Source organism: Pseudomonas synxantha, assembly GCF_900105675.1.
Lineage (GTDB): Bacteria > Pseudomonadota > Gammaproteobacteria > Pseudomonadales > Pseudomonadaceae > Aquipseudomonas > Aquipseudomonas synxantha.
Genome location: NZ_LT629786.1, coordinates 4,820,161 through 4,842,942 on the forward strand (window position 1 = coordinate 4,820,161; position 22,782 = coordinate 4,842,942).

Consider the following 22,782-nt stretch of genomic DNA (forward strand, 5'->3'; position numbering starts at 1 on the left):
ATAAAATGTTAAACCTACACTACGAGAACAACACTTACATATGCAAAACAATTTATGACTTAAAAGATTATCCAAAATCGGCCGGATTCAACTGGAGCAAACCGCTTACCGCATGGGTTACGCCCAGCTTCGTAAACGTATTGAACCTTATAGAATCCCTAAAAGAAAGCGAAGAAGGATACACAACAACCCCTGACTTTGATTACCAATCAGATATTGCTGAAACAGAATTAAACAAGAGACTCGCGGCGTCCAGTAAAACATCTTCCCAATTCGTAGTGCCCGCTCCTATTGGTCTAAATTACCTTCCATACCAAAAGGCCGGTATTGAGTATGCTGTCGCAAAAGGTAATGCATTAATCGCGGACGAAATGGGGCTAGGTAAAACGATACAAGCGATTGGTGTTATTAATTTTCAAAAGTCCAAAAAGATACTAATAGTTTGCCCAGCAACTTTGAAATCTAATTGGAAACGCGAATTACAAAAATGGTTAGTAAATCCTGAACTCTCGAAGTCAGCATCGGTATTGACCAGCAAGTCAAAGATAGATACCCAAAGAGAATATGCTGCAGATGTAATTAACTACGACATTGTTGGAAAACAGATTAATTCGCTTACGGCTCAGAATTATGACTATGTAATCTTTGATGAAAGCCACTACTTAAAAAATCCAAAAGCAAATAGAACCATTGCAGCCCTTTCTATTCCATGCAAAAACTTTATAGCTCTTACAGGAACACCTTTCCTCAATAATCCTTTTGAAATATTCACGATAGCCAACAAGCTTGCTCCAGAGTCATTCAAGTCTTATGGCTCATTTGGGTATAGATATTGTTCTGGCGTGTTTGACGCGAAGATAGCCCCTCACTTCTTAATAAACCTGAACGAATTACAAACCAAGCTTAAAGAAGCCGGAATGATTCGTCGCTTGAAAAAAGATGTGTTAGCGGAATTACCGGACAAAATACACAGTGTTGTGCCAATGCCTTGTGACCATGCTTCATTGAAGATTGCCATTAAAGGCGAAATGGCCGTAGTTGAAAAAGCTCACAAGCTGTACGAAGGCATCATCAAGACGATGAGTAAATATGACCCTTCGCACAAGGTCTACCGTGCAGCAGCAAAAGATTTAGCCGATCTCAGAGGTAATTTCCTTTCGCAGCTTATGCTTGTCAGGAAGATTAGCGCCGTTGCCAAGGCACCACTTGTTGCTGAGTACATCATTGAGGCTGTGGAATCCCAAGGCAAGGTGGTCTTTTTCGCTCATCACCAGGACGTGCTGGATCTCATTGAATCCACTTTGCATAAAGCTGGCTTGAAGACTGTAAGGATTGATGGAAAGGTGCCTACAGCACGCCGTCAGGAGCTTGTAGATGAATTCCAAAATGGTGATGCACAAGTCTTCATTGGTAGCATCAAGGCTTGTGCAGAAGGAATCACCCTTACCGCCGCTTCTACCGTTATGTTTGGAGAAATGGATTGGACCCCGGCTAAGATGGTTCAGTGTGAAGATAGATGCCATAGGATTGGGCAGAAGGACACTGTGAACGTGGTTAACCTTGTGATTGAGAATTCAATTGACGATTTTTTATCCAGCATCCTTCACAACAAAAATATAGTAATTAGTAAATTGTTGGATGAAGGTGACGATCAAGACGCCGAGTATATTTCCTATGATTTGTTCGACTTATTCAAGCATTTCGGGTTATCCAAGTAATCTACAAGCATTTCAAAAGCCAGGTATTGGTAACAGCATCTGGCTTTTTTGCCTGCATTCATAGCTATATTTTTTAGACCACACTCGAAATATTAAATACTTCATAAGCACTTCATAACCATTTCATAAGTAATTATGAATATTTTCGCTAATGGCAAATAAGGCAAAACCAGAATGGTATAATTAGACTAAACAAACAATTACCATTATGAACAACTCATGCGAACTGATTCTACCCATCCAAACCGGATTAATATTACCAAGCCTAAATTTGCTTATCCCCAATGAACAAGGTTTGATTCTGTCTAAACCGACTATAAATGCTTTGTTGGATTTTTACTGTACTTCCCTGCCATTGAGCGTTCTCAATAAATTACCAACGTGCAAAACCAGATAAATTCCCCCTCTACGGCAAAGCCGTAATGCAACTCGACAAATCATCGTCAATAAAAAAGCCACTGAAGAGTGGCCTTTTCATATCCCAACATTTTTATTCATGCAGTTCTTCTATTGTCATTGCGTAAGCTTCTATTTTTCATCAGCACAAAAGTGAACATACCAACAAGCAGAGTAATCGGCCAGATTATTGTAAACGCAAACATAGAGCCGAACATTGCTGAAGGATCACTTCTCTTAAAGCTCATTTGAATCTGAGTAAGATCGACGTAATACAATTCATGGAGGAAAAACTTCACAACTGCCGTTTCACCCGCAAAGCTCCAAAATGGCACCCCGAACAACATGACCATGGATGCCCTGTAGATGAAAACCCATACCAGGATATTCATTATCAACTTGAACGCTTTGATTCGCTTATCGTGAATATCAGGACTGAAAAAGTTTGGTTTGTAATCAATCTGATTGATTAAATAAAAAACTGGCAACGTGATCAATGCAAAAATGAATGGAGCGACATGAAAGAGAATCAGGTGAGCATCATAATACGCAGTATTAACATTTGACGTACCTTGTACGAGAAAGTTTCCAATTGGCAACGTTGAGATACCTGCGTATATAATTATAAATCTCTGTAAGAAATTTAACCTAATCTTTTCCTTCTTCATGTTGCTCACCTTCTTCTAGCTATCCAAATTATAGCATTTGCAAATAAAAAGAAAAGGGTTAAGCGACAAACGTATCAACCCCTTTGCAATAAACTCCTATACCCTTATAACAAATTCCTTATTTGAAACTCTGCAATTTTAATGAGCCTGTGAATTTCTCGTTTGCGCCTTTAACTTTTTCAAAGCCGTTCTCACCCATTCTCTTATCTTCAACAATGTCTTTTGCCACTAGCAATTCCTTGAATGAAACGTTGATGGATTTCACCTGCTTCAAGAATACGACAAACATCACGATACTTATTATGTGATGCAAGAACAACATCACGAGCATTCTTATCACATCAAAGATAAGCCCTGTACCGCCCGACATAAAGATAGAAGATAAATGGTAGACCACCTCATTGACTATTACGAGTATATTTGAAATCAGAACAATGCCCACAACAAACAAGACAATCGTCATAGGACCGTGCAAACAAATCCAAGCGTGCTGCAGAAGAATATTTTTGAAAACATCAAAAGCATGATCTTCACTTTTCCCTGGCATTATCGCCTTGAGAATTCTTACGCAAAGAATAATTGTGATGCCTACAATACCAGCAAAAAGAGTTCCTAATTCACCCATCAGGTAGATGATCGGAAGAATTCCGAACAAGATCTGGCTACCCATAAAGAACAAATACATAAACATTGAGATCTTGGAGATACCCGAAAGGGTATTAGTCAAATATCTTTCATTCTTATTAAATGTCAGAATTCCGTTTCTTAACACTTCTGCACCGTAGTAAATCGACAGTGACATTTGTGTGTATTCAGCTGAGTTACTGAACAGCGCTGCTGGTGCGTTCAAAACTGGCGAATAGCAATTCGCACCGGTTTTAAAACATGATTTGAACTGAAAACCAATATTTTCATAATACTTTGCTGTCATCATGTTTAAGAGTTTTTGAATTGCTCCTAACGTTAAACCTGATAAATCGTTATTTCCGCCAGTCAGGTACACGTCATAAATTGATTTCTTAATATTGAAGAGCTTCACATTTTCAGAATCACTCAATAAATTACTTCTACTATTGCCAGCATCGTTTTCATTCAATGCAGCAGATGAATCAGCCGCATTCAGCTTTTGATCCACAGTAACCACAAAGCCTTTATATTCTGCGTCTACCGCATCATGGATTTTCTTTTGGAAGCTGTTAACGTGCATCAATGATATGAACATTGAAAACAAATCAGAACGAATTTTCTCTTTTTCAGTTCTATCCAACAATTCTCTAACCACTGTGTCTACAGTGTCTTTGACAATGCCAACCAGTTGATCACGGTTTTCACGTAACTGGTCAGCAGTCACGCTTTCCCTATATTCATGAACAAACGTATCCTTGTCAGCAACAGATCCATCCACCTTTATGTCTAGACAGTCGTTTAGTAATAGCTCGCTATCAGCGTATGTTTGACGATTCTCGCCTTTATCCAGGCCGGTATTACACATGTAAATTAGGTTTTTCCTGGCCTCTTCATAAGCACCATCAAACAACCTAATGTTTGCCATCTTTACGATTTCAGTCTGAGAAGACTTGATGATCCCAGGTGAGTATACGTTTATCTGTAGACCCTCTTTCATACACTGTTTGGTCTTCACTATCTCACCAACCAGTAAAGCCTCACCATCGTAGACGGTTTGTGGTGCAGGCTGCTCAAGGCAACGAGAGAAAGCAGTCTCGACGAATTTGAACCTACCCGTGTTCACATCTTTAATTAGGTTATGCTTCACCAGAAGCTTTCTACGAAGCGAAATGTCTTCGGCGGACATTTGTATAGCATTCAATATGACATTATTATAATAAAGCTCGGCAGCGATATTGCCTCTTGTTGTAAATGCAGATTCATCCTTTACCGACGAGTCAAATAAAATACCAAACAAGAATATCCCTGCCTGTATCGTCAGTACAAAACAGACAATCGCAGCCGCTAAAATTGTATGAATTATCCATCCATAACCGACAAGAATAATGGCGGCTATCCAGCAAAATATTAAAAGGGCTTTGTTTTGATTTGCTACAACGCTAGCGTCAGATGCATTCTTGTAAATATTATAGAGAACCGCAAGACCAACAATTAGAAAGGCAAATATACCAATTACGTCCACGGCACCTTTCACGATAGCCTGTATTGCTTCACCATCTTTTGATTTATCAGCAACGATTGATAGGTCATCGTAGTAAGGTGACAAGATCAATCGAGCTATCATGACCGATTGCGGGGTTAGCATTTTAGCGGCTGCGCTAAAGGCAAAATCATTTTTAGCCGCATGCCCAGCGCATTTCCCTACCATGTCACTCGTTGCGTAGTAACAATCTGCCTGTTGTGCTTCTTCCAATGTATTTGCTTGAGCTTGTGAGAGGCAGAAGGTAAACAACAAAAGCAGCACATATCTAATTCTTGTAAAGTTCATCTATTTAGTATTCATTTCCTTAATTATACCATTTGAATACCTTGCTTTAGGAAGCTAAATGGTATACTTCAACCATAACAACCCACACCAAAATGGATATAGTAAAAGAACTAAAAGACTTAAGAGTAAAATTCGACCAAGCAATTGATACAGAGCTGACCATTGCCAATTCGAAAAACCGCCGAAAAATGAAGCCTTAAAGCTTCAGCATTTAACCCTCTTGAGCTGATTCCAATCAGTGACGAAACTATCTGACAGATAATCCCTTTTCATTCCCCACTGGGGAATGGGTGGCTCCACAGCGAGCCTGATGCTACCCCGACCATAGCGAGCGTTGATCCCATCTAGCACCTTCATCAAGGTCTCAGAATTGCGCCGTGGTTCTGGTGCAAATAGATCCGGCTGATACCCGTCGCCACTCACGAATTGACTCAACACGATCCCGGCCTTGGCATAGCGATAACCAGGTACATAGATCTTCTGTAATCCCTCCAAAGCCAGTGCTACGAATTCCCGTGTGTCATTGCTGGGCACCGGCAAGCCACAGATCGAAGCGCGGCTGTAGGGCTTGTCATCAAAGCGTGAGGTTTGAATGAAGACCTGGAGGCAGGAAGCAAGCTGCCCTTCTGACCGAAGTTTTGCGCATGCCCTACTGGCATATGTGGCAACAGCTTCACGCAGCCCCTGCTGTGTAGTAACACGCTCACCAAAGCTTCTGGTACTGGCTATGGTCTGCTTGGGTTCAGGAGAGTCTTCAAGCGCGTAGCAGCTTACCCCTTCAAGCTCCATCGAAGTCTTTTCCACGTTCACGTTGAACACCTTGCGCAGGCTTTTACGGTCATACCGTGCAAGGTCGATAGCCTTGTGGATTCCCATACCTTGAAGGCTCGCAGATAGCTTCCGGCCTATGCCCCAAATCTCATCAACCGGCATCCATTTGAGCAACTTGTCACGGCGCTCTTCATCCATGAGGACCACGACACCACCAGTTTCCTTTCGCCATTTCTTCGCGCTGAAATTGGCAGCTTTTGCCAAAGTCTTGGTCGGCCCAAACCCTACCCCTACCCCAATTCCGGTTTGCTTTTTCACCGCAGCCTGGATCTCACGCCCTAGCTTCTCCAAGTCGCCCTGGACGCCGGTGAAATCTAGCCAGGACTCATCGACATAAAGGAAAGATGTCAACCCATGGACATCGGTTTGGATGAATATTTGTCAGGGTTTAGATCAGGTGTCCGATGTCCATAGACCACACGCATTTTTCACAGAAATGGATCCCGCTGGAACCCGTATCTGGATCGCCGCTGGCGTCACGGACATGCGTCGTGGCTTCGACGGTTTGGCGGCCATGGTGCAGACTCAACTGGAAGCCGATCCCTTCTCCGGTCAGATCTTCGCCTTTCGCGGACGGCGTGGTGACCGGATCAAACTGTTGTGGTGGGATGGCGACGGCTTGTGCCTGTTTTGCAAACGGTTGGAGCAAGGACGCTTTGTCTGGCCGCAAGCAACCAGCGGCAGCGTGTCGCTGACGACCGCGCAGTTGTCGATGCTGTTGGAGGGCATTGATTGGCGCCGGCCAATTCGTACAGCACCCGTCCTCGCGGTCTGACTTGCCGCGCTGAAAAAATCCCCAGTAATATTCGGGCATGACCCTCGTGACCGACTCCCTGCCGAATGATCTTCAAGCCTTGAAGGCGCTGATCGCTGCCCAGCACGCAGAGATTGAGCGCTTGAAGATGATGATCGCCAAGCTGCGTCGTACGCAGTTCGGTCGCAGCTCCGAGCAACTGGAAGCGATGATCGACCAGCTCCAGTTGAGCCTTGATGAGCTGCAAATCAGCCAAGCCGAAATGACACCTCCAGTCGAGCCGGCACCTCGCGCAGTTTCGCGCCGTAAACCATTGCCTGAACACCTACCTCGCGAAACCCACGTTCATCAGCCCGAGTCGCAATGCACTGGCTGCGGTGGGACGCTTCGCCATTTAGGTGAGGATGTGTCCGAAGTGCTGGAGTACGTTCCGGCACGTTTCAAAGTCATTCGCCATGTCCGTCCGAAGTGGGTTTGCCGCTGCTGCGAGCACTTCGCCCAGGTGCCGGCACCGAGTCGCCCGATCGCCCGAGGTCTTGCCGGCCCAGGGTTGTTGGCCCATGTGCTGGTCTCGAAGTTTGTCGATCATTTGCCGTTGTATCGGCAGTCCGAGATCTACGCCCGTGAGGGCGTGGAGCTGGAGCGCTCAACCCTGGCCGACTGGGTTGGCCAGAGCAGTCAGTTGCTGCGACCACTGATCAACGCCCTTGAGCACCACGTCATGAGCGGACACAAAGTCCATGCCGACGACACGCCGATTGGCGTGCTCGCGCCGGGCAACGGCAAGACCAAATCGGCGCGCCTGTGGACGTACGTGCGGGACGACCGACCTACGGGGGACGCGACACCGGCGGCGGTCTGGTTTGCCTACTCGCCGGATCGCAAGGGGCAACATCCCCGCGCGCATCTCAAGCGCTTCAGCGGGATCTTGCAGGCGGACGGCTATGCCGGTTTTGCTCAACTATATGCCACGGGCACCATTGAGGAAGCGGCGTGTTGGGCTCACGCCCGGCGCAAGTTTTACGAGGTCTACAAAGACCTGGCTTCACCACTTGCCGCCGAGGCGCTGCAACGGATTGCGGCCCTGTATGCCATCGAAAGCGAGATTCGAGGGCAACCGCCCAACCTGCGAAAAGTGGTTCGGCAAAGCCGAGCCAGTCCGCTGCTGGAACAACTCCACGCGTGGCTCAACCAGACGCTGACTCAACTGTCGAAAAAATCGGCATTGGGCGGTGCGATTCTCTATGCCCTCAATCGGTGGCAGGCCTTGGTGCGCTATTGCGATGACGGGCGAATTGAGATCGACAACAACGCTGCCGAACGCGCGCTACGTGCTGTCGCGCTAGGCAGAAAAAATTATCTGTTCGTCGGTTCCAACGCCGGCGGCGAACGAGCGGCTGCGATTTACAGCCTGGTGGGTTCAGCCAAACTCAACGACCTGAACCCGCAAGCCTATTTGACACACGTGCTGGAGCGCATCGCCGACCACCCGATCAATCGGGTCGACGAACTGCTGCCCTGGAACGTTTCTCTCGCCTCCACGGAACTCTGCGAGGCCGCCTGATCCATGGTCAAAACTGTTCGCTTGCCAAAACCCGAACCTGATTTGTTGCTACTGCACATTGAATTGAAGTGGATCGAACCTGCCATCTGGCGCCGTGTGGCGGTGCCCGAGAACATCACCTTAGGCAAATTGCACGCGGTGATCCAGATCGCAATGGGCTGGCACGATGACCATCTGCATGAGTTTGAAATAGCTGGTGAGAGTTACGGTATTCCCGACTCCGATGGATGGGGGCCTCCCGTGAACTCGGAGACCCGCAAGACTCTGATCAAAGCGTTGAACGGGAAAAGGACATTCCGCTAGGTCTATGACTTTGGCGATGGCTGGGATCACCGGATCAAAGTCGGAAAGAGAAATCCGATGCCCACTCCGTAGGACATTGAGTCGAAATCCAATCACGATGTTCTCATTGGAAGGGTCTGCAACAGATGTCGATTAAGCTCCTGGCCCACGCCGAACGCCTCTTGGACGCTTACGATAGTCAATCCTTGATGCTTGGAGGCCCAATCTTCTGCCGCTGGGATAGATGCGAAGAAATGCACATGGCAACAGAAGGACTGACGAACGTCGGCCGCCTCCTGCGGCAATACCAGTGACACTGCCACGTCGGCAGGTTCAACAGCCTGTATCTCGCTGGGTGAAACCGTAAGCGAAACGGGTGCTCCAGTTGCAGCGCAATGCGACGAGACGCGAGCTGTACGGCCGATTAACGCCGGGAGCATCAGGGTGTCCAGCGCGCACCAGGCATACAGCCGGCGGTTGTCAATTTCCAAGACATGCGACGTCTCGCGCAAGGTGAGGACATAGCCGATGATGTTCCCATCGTTGTCGTATTCGGTACTGGTGGCTTGTTCGAGCACAGCCGCCACTTGCTCAGCGGGCCAGCCAAGAGTCCTGGCAAGCGTAGTTCGCGAAATCGGGCGTCCCTTGGCAAGTTCACCCAGTAGCGCGACCAAGAACTCCGCAAAACCTTTGGGCCGGTTGGTCGGGGTGAGACGTTCGGCGATCTCGGTAATGTAGCGGGCAAATTTCATGGTGCTCTCCATTCATCCAGCGCAGCAGGACAATTGCTTTACGTCCTTGGTGAAAGTCTGCGCCGCGAGCTTCAGGCCCTCGACCATGGTTAGGTAGGGGAACAACTGGTCGGCCAGCTCCTGCACGGTCATGCGGTTGCGAATAGCCAGCACCGCCGTCTGAATCAGCTCGCCCGCTTCCGGGGCCACCGCCTGCACGCCGAGCAACCGACCAGAACCCGCTTCGGCGACCAGCTTGATGAACCCTCGCGTGTCGAAGTTGGCCAGCGCACGCGGCACGTTGTCCAGGCTCAGCGTGCGACTGTCGGTTTCGAGGCCTGCGCGCTGTGCTTCCGCTTCGCTGTAACCGACGGTGGCCACCTGCGGATCGGTGAACACCACCGCCGGCATGGCATCGAGATTAAGCGTAGCTTCGCCGCCGGTCATGTTGATCGCCGCACGGGTGCCAGCCGCCGCCGCGACGTAGACGAACTGCGGCTGGTTGGTGCAGTCGCCGGCTGCATAGATATCCACTGCGCTACTGCGCATGCCCTGATCGATCTGAATGGCGCCGCGTTCATCCAACAGTACACCCGCCGCTTCCAGGTTCAGGCTTTGGGTGTTGGGCGTGCGGCCGGTGGCGACGAACAGTTGGTCGGCGCGCAGTTCACCGTGGTTGGTGGTCAGTACGAATTCGCCGTTGGCGTGGGTCACCTGACTGGCTTGTGTCTGCTCAAGCACGTCGATGCCCTCCATGCGGAAGGCTGCGGTCAGCGCCTCGCCGATGGCCGGATCTTCGCGGAAGAACAGCGAGTTGCGCGCCAGGATGGTGACGCGGCTACCCAGCCGGGCAAAGGCTTGCGCCAGCTCCAAGGCCACCACGGATGAGCCGATCACGGCGAGCCGTTGCGGAATACTGGCGCTGGCCAGTGCCTCCTCCGAGGTCCAATAGGGGGTGTCTTGCAGCCCGCGAATCGGCGGCACGGCCGCACCGGCGCCGGTAGCGATCAGGCAGCGGTCGAACGCGACTTCGCGCCCGCCCCCCTCGACCAGTTCGACGCTGAGCGTGTGGCCGTCCTGGAAGCGAGCGGTGCCACGCAGCACGGTGATGGCTGGTGTGCTCTCCAGAATGCCTTCGTACTTGGCGTGACGCAGTTCGTCGACAAGGCCTTGCTGTTGCGCGAGCAGCCGCTCGCGCAGGACGGTCGGCGGCGTGGCGGGCATTCCGTCATCGAACGGACTCTCGCGGCGCAAATGAGCCACATGCGCGGCGCGAATCATGATTTTCGACGGCACGCAGCCGACGTTGACGCAAGTGCCGCCGATGGTGCCGCGCTCGATCAGAGTGACGCGGGCGCCGGCTTCCACCGCCTTCAAGGCGGCCGCCATTGCCGCACCGCCGCTGCCTATGACTGCAATGTGTAGCGCGTCGCCGTTTTTGCCGACCTCGGTGTCGCTGCGCAACCAGCCCAGCGCCTTATCGAGCTGGCCGGGGCGCGGTTGTAGCGAGGCGACTTCGAACGACGCTTGATACCCAAGGGCCTCGACGGCGGCTTGCATTTGTTCACGGCTGACAGCCGCGTCGGCCGTCATTTCGGCCTTCCCACCGGCGTAGGAGACGTCCGCCCGGTGCACGCCGGAGATTCCCTCCAGAGCATCTCTGACGCGGTCGGCACAGGAGGCGCAGGTCATACCGTGGATTCGCAGTGTGGTCATAGCGTTTACTTCCTCAAATGGGTCTCTTTGCGGCATTACTGTTTTGGCTGTGGTGGGCAGGCACCCGGGGCGCAACGGGGGTGGGCGGGCGACACGAGATCCCAGATCGAGCCCCCAAGCATGAGGGCCAGACCGATATAGAGCAGCCAACCGCTCCGCCAGCCATAAGCCCGCATCAAAAACACCGCAGCCAAGACCAGGACAGGGCCTATCAGGCCGAGTGCAGTTCGCTGCCACTGCCGATGTTTGAGCCAGCCAAGGGAATTGACGAGCAGCGCCAGGGCCGCAAACAAGGGCAGTAGCGTGGTGATGAACAGGCCTTCCCACTGGCTCAAAAAGCCCAGACCGATTGCAGCGCCTAAGCTAGCCAGAGCAGGAAAACACGCGGCGCAGCCTAGGGCTGAAACCAGCACACCGACGGAACTGGCTTTGTCACCGATCCGCGTGAACAGATTGAGAGGATTTCTCATTGGTATTTCCTCCTATTGCTTGATGGTAGATGGATAGCCGGCATCCTCGGTCGCCTTGGTCAGGGCCTCGGAGTTGGTCTTGGCATCGTCGAAGGTCACGATGGCTTCGCGTTTCTCGAAACTCACCTCGGTCTTGGTCACGCCCTCGACCTGGGTCAGCGCTTTCTTGACCGTGATCGGACAGGCGGCGCAGGTCATGCCCGGTACCGACAGGGTGACGGTTTGGATGGCGGCCCACACCGGGGAAACCACGGCAATGAGCGCGAGAGCGGCAAACAGCTTTTTCATGGGAGACTCCTGCCTGATCAGTAAAACAACGGGAGGATGTAGGGGAAACCGAGCGCGACCAGCACGAGTGCCATCACGAGCCAGAAAATGAACTTGTAGGTGGTTCGTACCTGCGGAATTGCGCAGGTCTCACCGGGTTTGCAGGCTTGAGCCGGGCGGAAAATGCGCCGGTAAGCGAAGAACAGCGCCAACAATGCCGCGCCGATGAAAAACGGGCGGTAGGGCTCCAGAACGGTGAGATTACCGATCCAGGCGCCGCTGAAGCCCAGGGCAATTAGCACCAGCGGGCCCAGGCAGCAGGTGGACGCAAGGATCGCCGCCAGACCTCCAGCGAGGAGTGCACCACGGCCCTTTTGTGATTCAGACATGGGTTCAACCTTTCGAATGTTTGATCGATGGGTTAAGGTTATTTCCGTAGTCAGGTACGGAGTCAAGCGGTATGAAAAACACTGCGGAAAGCCTGACCATTGGCGTCTTTGCCAAGGCAGCCGGGGTTAACGTGGAAACCATTCGGTTCTATCAACGCAAAGGGCTGTTGCCCGAACCGGACAAGCCCTACGGCAGCATTCGTCGCTACGGCGAGGCGGATATTGCACGGGTGAAATTCGTGAAGTCCGCACAACGGCTGGGCTTCAGCCTCGATGAAGTGGCCGGACTGTTGCGGCTCGATGACGGTACGCACTGCAATGATGCGCGTGTGCACGCCGAGCAGAAGCTCGAAGACGTGCGGGGGAAACTTGCGGATCTGCGGCGGATCGAGTTGGTCCTGGCGCAGTTGGTTGATGACTGTTGCGCGAGCCACGGGACGGTTAGCTGCCCGCTGATCGATTCGCTGCATGGAATAGATAGCCACGAAAACTTCGCGCCTTAGCCTACGATTTCCCGTTTCATTGCCCCCCTGTTTGTCGGCTTGAACAGGAAAAGAGCGGCGCTCAATGAGCCCCGTTGACTGGCCAAACCTACGGTCTGCTTTTAGCCACGCTCTTACCCTACAGAGCCGAGAGTCCTGATCACTTCGAATGCAAATGATTGGTCAGTTGCAACGCAAATGGGTGGTCAAGTGGGGTGCAATTTCGCAGTTTTTGAGTGTGAGCGCGTCAATCAGCGGTTAAAGGGGATTAAGGTCTGAGATGCAAGGCGGTGTAGTTCGGACGCTTACGCTCTTAACGCCACGACAGTTGATGTAGAAAATTCCGAATACCGGGAGCACTGCTCCAATTAGAATCAGCCACCAATCGGAGTTTTTGCGTTTAAATGTCTCAAACGCAGCAAGATCGATGCCTATAACAGTCAGGCCAACGCAAACCACAATAAACAAAGCCCATTTGTAGCGTGTCATCTCACCAAATAGGTTTTTTCGATGGATGATACAAAAAATCCAGAAGCACATCCAAGCTACTGCGTCGATCATATAGAGGCTTAAAGCTAGTATGACACCACCCACACCTACTCCATGCATATAGTCCTCCTGCTATAGCAAAGGCATTCAATTTAGACTAGCAGCAATGGCGTGAAATTTCCGTGAAGCTAAAACTTTGAATAGTTTAACGACTCTGGCAAGGAGACGCCTTTGGTCAGCGGCAGCCAGTCAGCGAGACAGACGATATCTGTATCAGTGGGATCAATGTAGCTACCTCTATTCTGTCGAAAACTAAGGTTTTGGTCGCGTACTTTTCTAGGTCAGGTTATACCAAAGTGGTTGCTGGTCTGATTTAACGCTTCCAGAACGCTGATCTGTTTGAGAACCGCCCTGATCGCATATCCAGATGACTATCTTGAAACGGTTGAGCAAGCACGACGGGAAACATCACCTGCCGTAAGGGAGAATTGTTACAGATAGGAGGGCGCCTTATATGCGTCCGGCCAACACACCTTGGCGATTATTTTGGTGGCTGCAGGTGCTGCTGCGGCTATTGGCGCTAAACAAGCGTCCACCGCTGGCCATGGCTGGGCACCGTTGCTCGTCGAGCGCCTTACCTGTCGAGCGTGTTGATCATCGGTGTTGGTCTCTATGTTAACGATAATGCTGGCTTAATTCAGATACGGTGATATCGCCTGAATCAGAGCCTTCGGCAGGCTGTGAGAACTTCATCCAATTGTAAGAGCCCATTTCAGCCACTACACTCCAGCCCATGAAACGCTACCTGCGGTTTTGCCTCATTTTCGTTATTAGCTTGGCGCTTCCCCTTAGCGGGATGGCGGGTGTTCAGGCGCCGACAGAACCTTGCCCAATGAAGATGATGGGCATGGCGATGATGGAAGACATGGGAATGGACTGCTGCAACGACATGAAAAGCCCGACGGAACATGGCAAACCCTGCAAGCCGGGCAAGGAATGCAAGACGGGCGGCATGCTGCAAGTCTCGATCCTCAAGCCTCCTGTAACCGTGTTCAGCCCCGTAGTGACTTCTTTCTTCAGCGACTCCCTGCCCGTACAAAACCCGTCCGGGGTATGGCGACCGCCTCGCGTTTAACTCCTGTCCAACATTGAGCCTCATTCCGCATTTGCGGGATGGACTGGCTGCGCGCATGTTTTTTTTGACGCGTGCAGTGGATGATCACAGGAATCGTAAACATGAACTCCAAGTGCTATTGCACAGGTTGGCCCCTGATGGCCGGTCTGGCGGCAAGCGTACTGGCATTGCCGAGCTTCGCTGCCGCATTGACACTCGATGAAGCGTTGCGGCTGGCTGAAAACAATGCACCGTCGCTGATCGCACAAGACGCCAAAATTCAGGCTGCCAGCAGTGCGGCTATTCCAGCGGGTGAATTACCCGATCCCAAGTTGCTGGCAGGTGTGCAGAACTACCCCATCGGCGGCCCAGATCGCTGGAGCATCGACCAGGACTTCATGACCATGCAAATGGTCGGGGTCAGACAAGAGATGCCCAACAGCGACAAGCGCAAAGCACGCATTGAGGTCGCCGATGCGGCCATTGATCGAGCTGCGGCAGAGCGTGGAGTCGAGCGCCTAAAGGTACGCCAGTCCACGGCGTTGGCCTGGATCAGCAGCTACTCGGTTGAGCGCAAAGATGCGCTGTTCCAGGACTTCTACAAAGAAAACCGCCTGCTGAGCGATACCGTCCGGGCCCAGATTGCCGGTGGCCGCGCTCAACCCGCCGATGCAGTGACGCCCAAGCAAGAAGCGGCTCAACTGGCGGAGCAACAGGACGATCTGGTTCGCCAGCGCATGCAGGCCCGAGCGGCCCTCAAACGCTGGATAGGCTCCGCCGCCAACGACAAGCCTGTGGGTAGCTTGCCTGAATGGCCCGTCGATCCATCAAGCTACGCCCATAAACTGCAACACCATCCCGAGTTGGCAGCGTTTGCGCCGATGACCCGCGAAGCGCAAGCCAAGGTTCGTGAAGCCGTGTCGGAGAAGCAGTCGGACTGGAGCTGGGAACTGGATTACCAGCGCCGTGGCGGTGAGTTTGGCGATATGGTCAGCGTGCAATTTTCCTGGGACCTGCCGCTGTTTCCTGACTCGCGCCAAAACCCCAAAATCGCAGCCAGACAGGCTGAACTCAGCCAGCTTGAGGCCGAGCGCGAAGCTCTGTCTCGCGAGCACACCCAGCAACTGGAAAACGAACTGGCTGATTATGAGCGCCTTAATCGTGCGGTAAGCCGGAACCAGCAAAGCCTGTTGCCGCTGGCCAGGGAAAAGGTCGAACTCAGCATGGCCAGTTATCGCGCTGGTAAAGGCGATTTAAACGCCGTTGTTGCCGCCCGACGTGAACTCATTGAAGTCCGCCTCAAACAGGTCGATGTGGAAGAGCAGCGAGCACTGACCAGTGCGCGTCTGTATTTTGCTTATGGGGAGTCCAGCCAATGATCCTTAAAAAATGGAACGGGGCATTGCTGGTAAGCATCACGCTGGCATTGGGTGCTGTCGGTGGTTACTGGTTTGCTCACCAACGCATGAATGAGGCACCCAATACCGCCCCGGAGCAGAGCCTCAATTCACCGGATGAACGCAAGGCCCTGTATTGGTACGACCCCATGTACCCGCAGCAAAAGTTCGATAAACCGGGTAAGTCCCCCTTCATGGACATGCAACTGATCCCCCAGTACGCCGACGTCGTCGGGGATCGTGCGACCGTCAGTATCGATCCGAGTCTGACCCAAAATCTCGGTCTGCGTATTGCGACTGTCACGCGTGGAAACTTTGAGTCCAGCCTCGACGTGACAGGTGTCTTGGCGTTCAACGAACGGGATGTCGCCGTGATTCAGGCACGCACCGCAGGCTTTGTAGAACGGGTCTATGCCCATGCTCCAGGCGATGTGCTCAAAGCCAATGCGCCGTTGGCGGATATTCTGGTGCCAGAGTGGGCCGCCGCCCAGACAGAGTTCCTTGCACTCAAGCGCAACGGTGATGCCGACCTGTTGGCTGCGGCCCGCCAGCGACTGCGGCTCACTGGGATGCCGGCAACACTGATTACCCAGGTAGAGCGTGGCGGTAAGGTTCAACCTTACCTGACGCTCACCAGCCCCATCGGTGGTGTGCTGCAAGAATTGAATGTTCGTACGGGGATGACCGTGGCGACTGGCGACACTCTGGCGCGCGTCAATGGCTTGAGCAGTGTCTGGCTAGCCGTGGCTGTTCCAGAATCGGACTCCGCAGCTATCACCGTGGGACAGCCAGTCGAAACGCGTCTGCCAGCTTTCCCTGGGACAATGCTCAATGGCAAGGTCAGCGCGATTTTGCCCGAGACCAATCCGGACAGTCGCACGCTTCGCGTGCGGGTGGAACTACCCAATTCGGACGGGCGCCTCAGACCGGGTTTGACGGCGCACGTACGCCTAAACAGCTCAACCGGGCAAAGTGTCTTGTGGGTGCCGAGCGAGGCGGTCATTCGCACTGGCCGACGTGCTCTGGTGATGCTCGCCGAAGACGCTGGCCGCTACCGTCCGGTTGAAGTGCAACTCGGCCAGGAAAGCGATGGCAAGACGGCGATAGTGAAAGGTCTGGAAGAAGGCCAGAAGGTGGTGACCTCTGGCCAGTTCCTGCTCGACTCGGAGGCCAGTCTCAAGGGCATTGTTGCAAGCTCGGAGAAAGAGTCTCCGCCCAGTGAAGCAGCCTCCAGTTTTCATGAGGCGGATGGGCAGATCGTTGAGATCAACGACAAAGAAGTCACGCTCGCCCATGGCCCCTTCAAGACGCTGGGCATGCCTGGCATGACGATGACGTTCCCTCTCGCCAGTCCGGCGCTGATGCAGGGCCTCAAGGCTGGTGACAAGGTTCGGGTCGCGGTGAGCCAGACCGATGATGGCTTGCGTGTCCAGCGCCTGAGTAAATCGGGGAGCCAGCCATGATTGCAGCTCTCATTCGTTGGTCGGTGGCCAACCGATTCCTGGTGCTACTGGCGACACTGTTCGTCACGGCTTGGGGTATTTGGTCGGTGCAGAGCACGCCCATCGATGCGTTGCCGGATCTCTCCGATGTTCAGGTGATCATCCGCACTCCTTATCCAGGACAAGCGCCGCAGATTGTCGAGAATCAGGTGACCTATCCGTTGGCCACCACCATGCTCTCAGTACCAGGGGCCAAGACCGTGCGTGGTTATTCCTTTTTTGGGGATAGCTTCGTTTACGTGCTGTTCGAAGACGGCACTGACTTGTACTGGGCCCGCTCGCGGGTGTTGGAATACCTGAGCCAAATACAAAGCCGGTTGCCGGCCAGCGCCAAACCGGCGTTGGGGCCGGATGCGACAGGGGTGGGTTGGATCTATCAGTACGCACTGGTGGATCGCAGTGGCGGTCACGATTTAGCCCAGCTTCGAGCACTTCAGGACTGGTTCCTCAAGTTCGAACTCAAGACTCTGCCCAACGTTGCAGAAGTCGCTACGGTGGGAGGCATGGTCAAGCAATACCAGGTGCAGCTTGATCCGCTCAAACTGGCCAGCCTTGGTATCACCCAGACTGAGGTGACCGACGCTATCGGCAAGGCCAATCAGGAAACGGGTGGTGCAGTGCTGGAGATGGCGGAGACCGAGTTCATTGTGCGGGCTTCCGGCTACCTGAAGACGCTCAATGACTTTCGGGCGATCCCGCTGAAGCTGGGCTCGAACGGTGTGCCGGTGACTCTTGGTGATGTCGCCACGATCCAACTGGGGCCGGAAATGCGGCGTGGCATCACCGAACTCGACGGTGAGGGGGAGACTGTCGGCGGCGTGGTTATTTTGCGCAGCGGCAAGAATGCTCGCGAGACCATTGCTGCGGTCAAGAGCAAACTCGACGAGCTGAAAAGCAGTTTGCCGGCTGGGGTTGAAATCGTCACCACCTACGACCGAAGCAAGCTGATCGACCGCGCTGTGGAAAATCTCAGCCACAAGCTTATCGAAGAGTTCATCGTTGTCGCGTTGGTTTGTGGGATCTTCCTCTGGCACTTACGCTCGTCGCTGGTGGCGATCATCTCCCTGCCGGTTGGTGTGTTGATTGCCTTCATCGTCATGCGTTACCAAGGCATCAACGCCAATATCATGTCTTTGGGCGGGATTGCCATCGCCATCGGCGCGATGGTCGATGCCGCCGTGGTGATGATTGAGAACGCCCACAAGAAGGTTGAGGCCTGGCACGTGGCCAATCCTGGGGAGGAACTGAAGGGTGAGCATCATTGGCACGTAATGACTGAAGCGGCAGCGGAGGTAGGCCCTGCATTGTTCTTCTGTTTGTTGATCATCACCCTGTCGTTCATCCCGGTATTTACCCTGGAAGCACAGGAAGGGCGTTTGTTCGGCCCACTGGCTTTCACCAAGACCTACGCCATGGCCGCAGCGGCGGGATTGTCAGTGACCTTGGTGCCAGTGCTGATGGGCTACTGGATTCGAGGACGAATCCCCAGTGAGCAACAGAACCCGTTGAACCGGTGGTTGATTCGGATCTATCAGCCAGCCCTGGACGCAGTCTTGCGTCGACCAAAGATCACGCTGCTGGTGGCGCTATTGGTTTTCGTCAGTGCGCTATGGCCAATGTCGCGCTTGGGTGGAGAATTTCTTCCGCCGTTGGATGAGGGCGACCTGCTCTATATGCCTTCTGCTCTGCCGGGATTGTCGGCGCAGAAAGCGGTGCAATTGCTGCAACAGACCGACCGCCTGATCAAGACCGTTCCAGAGGTGGAACACGTCTTTGGTAAAGCAGGCCGTGCCGAAACCGCTACCGATCCGGCACCGCTGGAGATGTTCGAAACCACCATTCAATTCAAACCGCACGAGCAATGGCGCCAAGGCATGACCCAGGAAAAATTGGTGGAAGAACTGGATCGTGTGGTACGAGTCCCTGGACTAACCAATATCTGGATACCGCCAATACGAAACCGAATCGACATGCTGGCGACAGGTATAAAGAGCCCAATTGGAGTGAAAGTTGCCGGCACCAACCTGACGGAGATCGATGCCGCGACTCAGGCAGTCGAGCGAGTGGCCAAGGGCGTGCCCGGTGTCAGCTCGGCTCTGGCCGAGCGACTGACCGGTGGGCGCTACATTGACGTGGATATCGACCGCAAGGCCGCTGCTCGTTACGGGCTGAATATCGCCGATGTGCAGTCCATCGTGGCAGGTGCCATCGGTGGTGAAAACGTCGGCGAGACCATTGAAGGTCTCGCACGTTTCCCGATCAACGTACGTTACCCACGGGAGTGGCGCGACTCGCTCGGCGCCCTGGAGCAATTGCCGATCTATACCCCGCTGGGGAGCCAGATCACCCTTGGCACGGTGGCGAAGGTCAAGGTCAGCGACGGCCCACCGATGCTCAAGAGCGAGAACGCACGACCTTCAGGCTGGGTGTACATCGATGTGCGTGGTCGGGATATTGCCTCGGTGGTTGCCGATCTGCGCCGGGTCGTCAGTGAGCAGGTCAAGTTGCAGCCAGGCATGAGCCTCAGTTACTCCGGACAGTTCGAGTTTCTCGAAAGGGCCAACGCACGTCTCAAACTGGTGGTGCCTGCCACGCTGCTGATCATCTTCGTGTTGCTCTACCTGACTTTTGCCCGATTCGACGAGGCCTTGCTGATCATGGCCACTCTGCCGTTCGCACTGACTGGCGGGGCATGGTTCCTCTATCTGCTGGGCTTCAACCTGTCAGTCGCCACCGGGGTCGGTTTTATCGCCTTGGCCGGGGTTTCTGCCGAGTTCGGCGTGATTATGTTGCTCTACCTGAAAAACGCCTGGGCCGAGCGTGAAGACCTCGGCGACAGCACTGAGCGTGGGCTGGTGGCGGCGATTCGTGAAGGCGCTGTGCAGCGCGTTCGCCCCAAGGCCATGACCGTGGCCGTGATCATTGCCGGTCTGTTACCCATCCTGTTGGGCAGCGGCACCGGCAGCGAAGTGATGAGCCGCATCGCCGCGCCCATGGTTGGCGGTATGGTCACGGCACCCTTGCTTTCCCTGTTTGTCATTCCGGCAGCGTATCGCCTGATGCGTCGCCGTCAACTCCAAGTTTAACCCAATCCCCCTCAAGGAAAAGTCGTATGAAACTGACCCTGATTGCAGCTGCTAGCATCGTAGTTACGCTGTCTTTTTCTGCCCTGGCAGAGGACATGCCGGGCATGAAAATGGACGATATGGAAGGCATGGAAATGAAGCAGGAATCGAAGCAGGAATCGAAGCAAACGCCTGTCGCCAGCGCCGAGGGCACGATCAAGGCTATCGATCCCGCAAAACATACGGTGACCCTAGCTCACGGCGCCGTTCCAGCGGTGCAATGGCCGCCGATGACCATGGCCTTTTCCGTGGCCGAGGATCAGTTGGCAGGGCTGTCGGTTGGAGACCGTGTATCGTTTTCTTTTCGACTAGAGGGTGGAAAAGCAACGATTGTCTCCATCAAAAAGTGATGTTTCAGTAGCCGGCACGTATTGTCGTGCCGGTTTTTACCACCTACCTTCACAACAATCAGCACTTCGGCTACGGGTGAGAATGACTGCTTCTCGCCGATATTGTTGAAAAAGTGGCGTTGTCACGGTGGCATCGTCTTCTCAATCAGATCGACTGACGTTACTTGAGGCAACCAGTCAGCGATTGAGGACGGTAACATTCATGGGGTGTCGCATTTCGGCTCCACGGTGAAGGTCCGCGAGGCATCAACCGCTCCAATACGCGCTAAGGTACTGCGCCCAATCAGCACGGGATAATTCATCTTGCCCCGATCCTTCAGCGAGAACTCCTCATCGTACATACGAGATCCGATGCATATTTTCATCATCACAACCGGACGCTGCTCCGCGCCGCCGGCGCCACGCACTTTTACGTTGCGGACGACTTTGCGCTCAAAGGATGAATTGGTCATCTTGCCAGTCATGCTGTCTTTGACTTCCACGTTAAAGCGGACCCACCTCTGGTTGTCCTTTTCAAACCGTTCCAAATCCTTCGCATCCATGGACGAGGTCAAAGCTCCGGTATCGAGCTTGATTTTCACCGAGATGTTTTCTGGTTGAATCTGCCCTTCCTCCACCCACCCAAATACCTTGGGCGGTGACTTCGTCTCGGCAAATCCGGGCGTCATCGCCAAAGCAATAGTCATCGCAATCAACCATCTTGTCGTTCGATACTGCATAAGGGAAACCTCTTTTATGGGTTGAGAGAGTTGTTTCTTGTGCTGTAGGGGGCTTAGGTTGTCTGCTGCTCCGTCAATGACGAGCCCTAAACATCCTCGTAGCTGCGGCTGTTCGCCCATTCCAACTCATGCTGCACCTCCAGGTGGAAGGCCTCATAGAGCAACCAGGCCTTCTGACAGTTCTGCTCCAGAAGTCTCTCTGCCTCAGCGCTGATGCCCGACTGCTCGCGCAGTGCCATCAACTTTAGGTAGGCAGCATAAGCAGCATCTCGACTCTGGACGGCATGCCCTTCGGCAATATTGCGGTTTAAACCCGCCATTAGCTGCTCTATCTCAACCGTGTAATCATCAGTCATAAGTTACGAGTCTCTGGTTGGGGAACGGCGTGAAGCAGCAGCCAGCAAATGCCCCCTTGATCACGCTTTCAAGGCCAGGATTCGGCGTGCCCCATTCAAGACAATGAGGCCCACAACGGTACCAATCACCAAATCTGGATAGGCAGAACCTGTCCACGCGACCAGCACGCCGGCAACGATAACGCCAAGATTCGCGAGCACGTCGTTGGCTGAAAAAATCCAGCTTGCTTTCATGTGTGCACCGCCTTCGCGATGACCATAGATCATCAAGAGACAACTGACGTTGGCAACCAGTGCGACTGCGCCAATCCCCATCATCAACATCGACTCAGGTTCGCTGCCGTAGAGAAAGCGTCTCGCCACTTCAACGAGTACACCCAGGGCCAACACGATCTGAAAGAAACCTGCCAGGTGCGCAGCGCGCACCTGCAGCCGTGCACTCCGGCCGACTGCGTAAAGAGCCAAGCCATACACGGCAGCATCAGCAAACATGTCCAGTGAGTCGGCCACTAGGCCAGCCGACTGGGCGATCAACCCTGCGCCCATCTCGATGGCAAACATCGCGGCATTGATACCGAGTAGGATTTTGAGCGTGCTTGCCTCCTTGGCAGTAGTCAGCTCTTCGGTGGCACTATTGGCCGAGGCTGCTTCCTGACTGGCCGGTTCAGTCCCCAGTAACGTTGCGCCCAGGCCAAGTGACTCCAGCTTTGTAGTGATCAGATCAACGGGCCCGTAATGGAAAGCGCGTACCTGCCTGCTCGCCAAATCAAAGGACAATGAATGGAGCTCAGGCAAGTCATTTAATGCGAGCCGAATCATCCGTTCTTCTGATGGACAATCCATTTTTGGCACCAAAAAACTGCTAACCCATGTTCCATCATTCGACGACGTGGATGCCGCTTCGGTGGTTGTTTCCGCGGGGCCACAACCACAGGATTTATCACAGGCGCTCATGATCCACTTTTCCTATTGGTTTCCACTCTGGTTATTGAAAACTATATAGTAGG

21 protein-coding genes and 1 pseudogene are annotated in these 22,782 nt (G+C 53.1%); 11 read left to right on the plus strand and 11 right to left on the minus strand.

Translation table 11 applies throughout. From position 1 onward, the window contains the following. Nucleotides 1–5: 5 nt before the first annotated feature. Nucleotides 6–1,718: a DEAD/DEAH box helicase gene (locus BLU48_RS22320; RefSeq protein WP_082636604.1), complete on the plus strand. Its 1,713-nt coding sequence runs from the start codon at nt 6–8 to the stop codon at nt 1,716–1,718. A 494-nt stretch (nt 1,719–2,212) separates the two neighbouring features. Here the strand turns inward: BLU48_RS22320 and BLU48_RS22325 are convergent, their stop codons facing one another. The 3 genes from BLU48_RS22325 to BLU48_RS22335 form a co-directional block, all read right to left on the minus strand. Next, nucleotides 2,213–2,782 (minus strand): hypothetical protein, encoded by a 570-nt coding sequence (locus BLU48_RS22325; RefSeq protein ID WP_231988983.1) that lies wholly within the window; start codon nt 2,780–2,782, stop codon nt 2,213–2,215. 118 nt (nt 2,783–2,900) lie between these two features. Beyond that, nucleotides 2,901–5,213: a hypothetical protein gene (locus BLU48_RS22330; protein WP_231988984.1), complete on the minus strand. Its 2,313-nt coding sequence runs from the start codon at nt 5,211–5,213 to the stop codon at nt 2,901–2,903. A gap of 228 nt (nt 5,214–5,441) precedes the next feature. Continuing rightward, nucleotides 5,442–6,419, minus strand: a complete 978-nt coding sequence (locus tag BLU48_RS22335; protein WP_057021722.1) for a DinB/UmuC family translesion DNA polymerase — start codon at nt 6,417–6,419, stop codon at nt 5,442–5,444. Between the two features lie 19 nt (nt 6,420–6,438). Here BLU48_RS22335 and tnpB point away from each other — a divergent pair, with 19 nt between their 5' ends. Genes tnpB through BLU48_RS22350 form a run of 3 tightly spaced genes read left to right on the plus strand, consistent with a single transcriptional unit; the run spans nt 6,439 to nt 8,689 of the window. After that, nucleotides 6,439–6,843 carry an IS66 family insertion sequence element accessory protein TnpB gene (gene tnpB, locus BLU48_RS22340; protein ID WP_346243129.1) on the plus strand — a complete coding sequence of 135 codons (405 nt, stop codon included), beginning with the start codon at nt 6,439–6,441 and terminating at the stop codon, nt 6,841–6,843. A gap of 37 nt (nt 6,844–6,880) precedes the next feature. Next, nucleotides 6,881–8,386, plus strand: a complete 1,506-nt coding sequence (gene tnpC, locus BLU48_RS22345; RefSeq protein ID WP_003425038.1) for an IS66 family transposase — start codon at nt 6,881–6,883, stop codon at nt 8,384–8,386. A 3-nt stretch (nt 8,387–8,389) separates the two neighbouring features. Continuing rightward, nucleotides 8,390–8,689: a plasmid pRiA4b ORF-3 family protein gene (locus tag BLU48_RS22350; protein WP_003425039.1), complete on the plus strand. Its 300-nt coding sequence runs from the start codon at nt 8,390–8,392 to the stop codon at nt 8,687–8,689. A gap of 92 nt (nt 8,690–8,781) precedes the next feature. Here the strand turns inward: BLU48_RS22350 and merB are convergent, their stop codons facing one another. From merB to merT, 5 genes are read right to left on the minus strand one after another with little or no spacing between them, the layout of a single operon-like run. Beyond that, nucleotides 8,782–9,420 (minus strand): organomercurial lyase MerB, encoded by a 639-nt coding sequence (gene merB, locus BLU48_RS22355; RefSeq protein WP_003425042.1) that lies wholly within the window; start codon nt 9,418–9,420, stop codon nt 8,782–8,784. Between the two features lie 12 nt (nt 9,421–9,432). Beyond that, nucleotides 9,433–11,115 carry a mercury(II) reductase gene (merA, locus tag BLU48_RS22360; protein ID WP_003425044.1) on the minus strand — a complete coding sequence of 561 codons (1,683 nt, stop codon included), beginning with the start codon at nt 11,113–11,115 and terminating at the stop codon, nt 9,433–9,435. 35 nt (nt 11,116–11,150) lie between these two features. After that, entirely contained in the window at nt 11,151–11,585 is a 435-nt protein-coding gene (gene merC, locus BLU48_RS22365; RefSeq protein ID WP_003425046.1) for an organomercurial transporter MerC, read from the minus strand. A gap of 12 nt (nt 11,586–11,597) precedes the next feature. Continuing rightward, nucleotides 11,598–11,873 (minus strand): mercury resistance system periplasmic binding protein MerP, encoded by a 276-nt coding sequence (gene merP / locus BLU48_RS22370; RefSeq protein WP_003425048.1) that lies wholly within the window; start codon nt 11,871–11,873, stop codon nt 11,598–11,600. A 17-nt stretch (nt 11,874–11,890) separates the two neighbouring features. After that, nucleotides 11,891–12,241: a mercuric ion transporter MerT gene (gene merT, locus BLU48_RS22375; RefSeq protein ID WP_003425049.1), complete on the minus strand. Its 351-nt coding sequence runs from the start codon at nt 12,239–12,241 to the stop codon at nt 11,891–11,893. Nucleotides 12,242–12,312: 71 nt separating this feature from the next. Between merT and merR the strand changes: the two genes are divergently transcribed. The 7 genes and pseudogenes from merR (at nt 12,313) to BLU48_RS22410 (ending at nt 20,700) form a co-directional block, all read left to right on the plus strand. Next, nucleotides 12,313–12,744 (plus strand): Hg(II)-responsive transcriptional regulator, encoded by a 432-nt coding sequence (merR, locus tag BLU48_RS22380; RefSeq protein WP_003425050.1) that lies wholly within the window; start codon nt 12,313–12,315, stop codon nt 12,742–12,744. Nucleotides 12,745–13,517: 773 nt separating this feature from the next. After that, nucleotides 13,518–13,692, plus strand: a pseudogene (locus BLU48_RS32370) (flavodoxin); the annotation flags it as partial. Between the two features lie 313 nt (nt 13,693–14,005). Further along, nucleotides 14,006–14,347, plus strand: coding sequence for a hypothetical protein (locus tag BLU48_RS22390; protein ID WP_044268166.1), 342 nt, complete (start codon nt 14,006–14,008; stop codon nt 14,345–14,347). A 101-nt stretch (nt 14,348–14,448) separates the two neighbouring features. Continuing rightward, nucleotides 14,449–15,705, plus strand: coding sequence for a TolC family protein (locus BLU48_RS22395; protein WP_044268168.1), 1,257 nt, complete (start codon nt 14,449–14,451; stop codon nt 15,703–15,705). Next, the gene (locus BLU48_RS22400; RefSeq protein ID WP_044268171.1) at nt 15,702–17,186 is read left to right on the plus strand and encodes an efflux RND transporter periplasmic adaptor subunit; all 1,485 of its coding nucleotides are present in this window, start codon (nt 15,702–15,704) and stop codon (nt 17,184–17,186) included. Before BLU48_RS22395 ends, BLU48_RS22400 begins: the two co-directional genes overlap by 4 nt. Further along, nucleotides 17,183–20,311, plus strand: a complete 3,129-nt coding sequence (locus BLU48_RS22405; protein WP_044268174.1) for an efflux RND transporter permease subunit — start codon at nt 17,183–17,185, stop codon at nt 20,309–20,311. The genes BLU48_RS22400 and BLU48_RS22405 overlap by 4 nt, the downstream gene beginning before the upstream one ends. Nucleotides 20,312–20,337: 26 nt before the next feature. Continuing rightward, nucleotides 20,338–20,700 (plus strand): copper-binding protein, encoded by a 363-nt coding sequence (locus BLU48_RS22410; RefSeq protein ID WP_044268177.1) that lies wholly within the window; start codon nt 20,338–20,340, stop codon nt 20,698–20,700. A 200-nt stretch (nt 20,701–20,900) separates the two neighbouring features. On the opposite strand, the gene rloA3 is transcribed toward BLU48_RS22410, so the two are convergent. From rloA3 to BLU48_RS22425, 3 genes are all read right to left on the minus strand, one after another. Further along, on the minus strand, nt 20,901–21,419 hold the full coding sequence (gene rloA3 / locus BLU48_RS22415; protein WP_102047827.1) for a retropepsin-like aspartic peptidase RloA3: 519 nt from the start codon (nt 21,417–21,419) through the stop codon (nt 20,901–20,903). Between the two features lie 86 nt (nt 21,420–21,505). After that, nucleotides 21,506–21,775 (minus strand): hypothetical protein, encoded by a 270-nt coding sequence (locus BLU48_RS22420; RefSeq protein WP_044268181.1) that lies wholly within the window; start codon nt 21,773–21,775, stop codon nt 21,506–21,508. Between the two features lie 60 nt (nt 21,776–21,835). Beyond that, nucleotides 21,836–22,729: a cation efflux transmembrane domain-containing protein gene (locus BLU48_RS22425; protein WP_044268183.1), complete on the minus strand. Its 894-nt coding sequence runs from the start codon at nt 22,727–22,729 to the stop codon at nt 21,836–21,838. Nucleotides 22,730–22,782 lie beyond the last annotated feature (53 nt).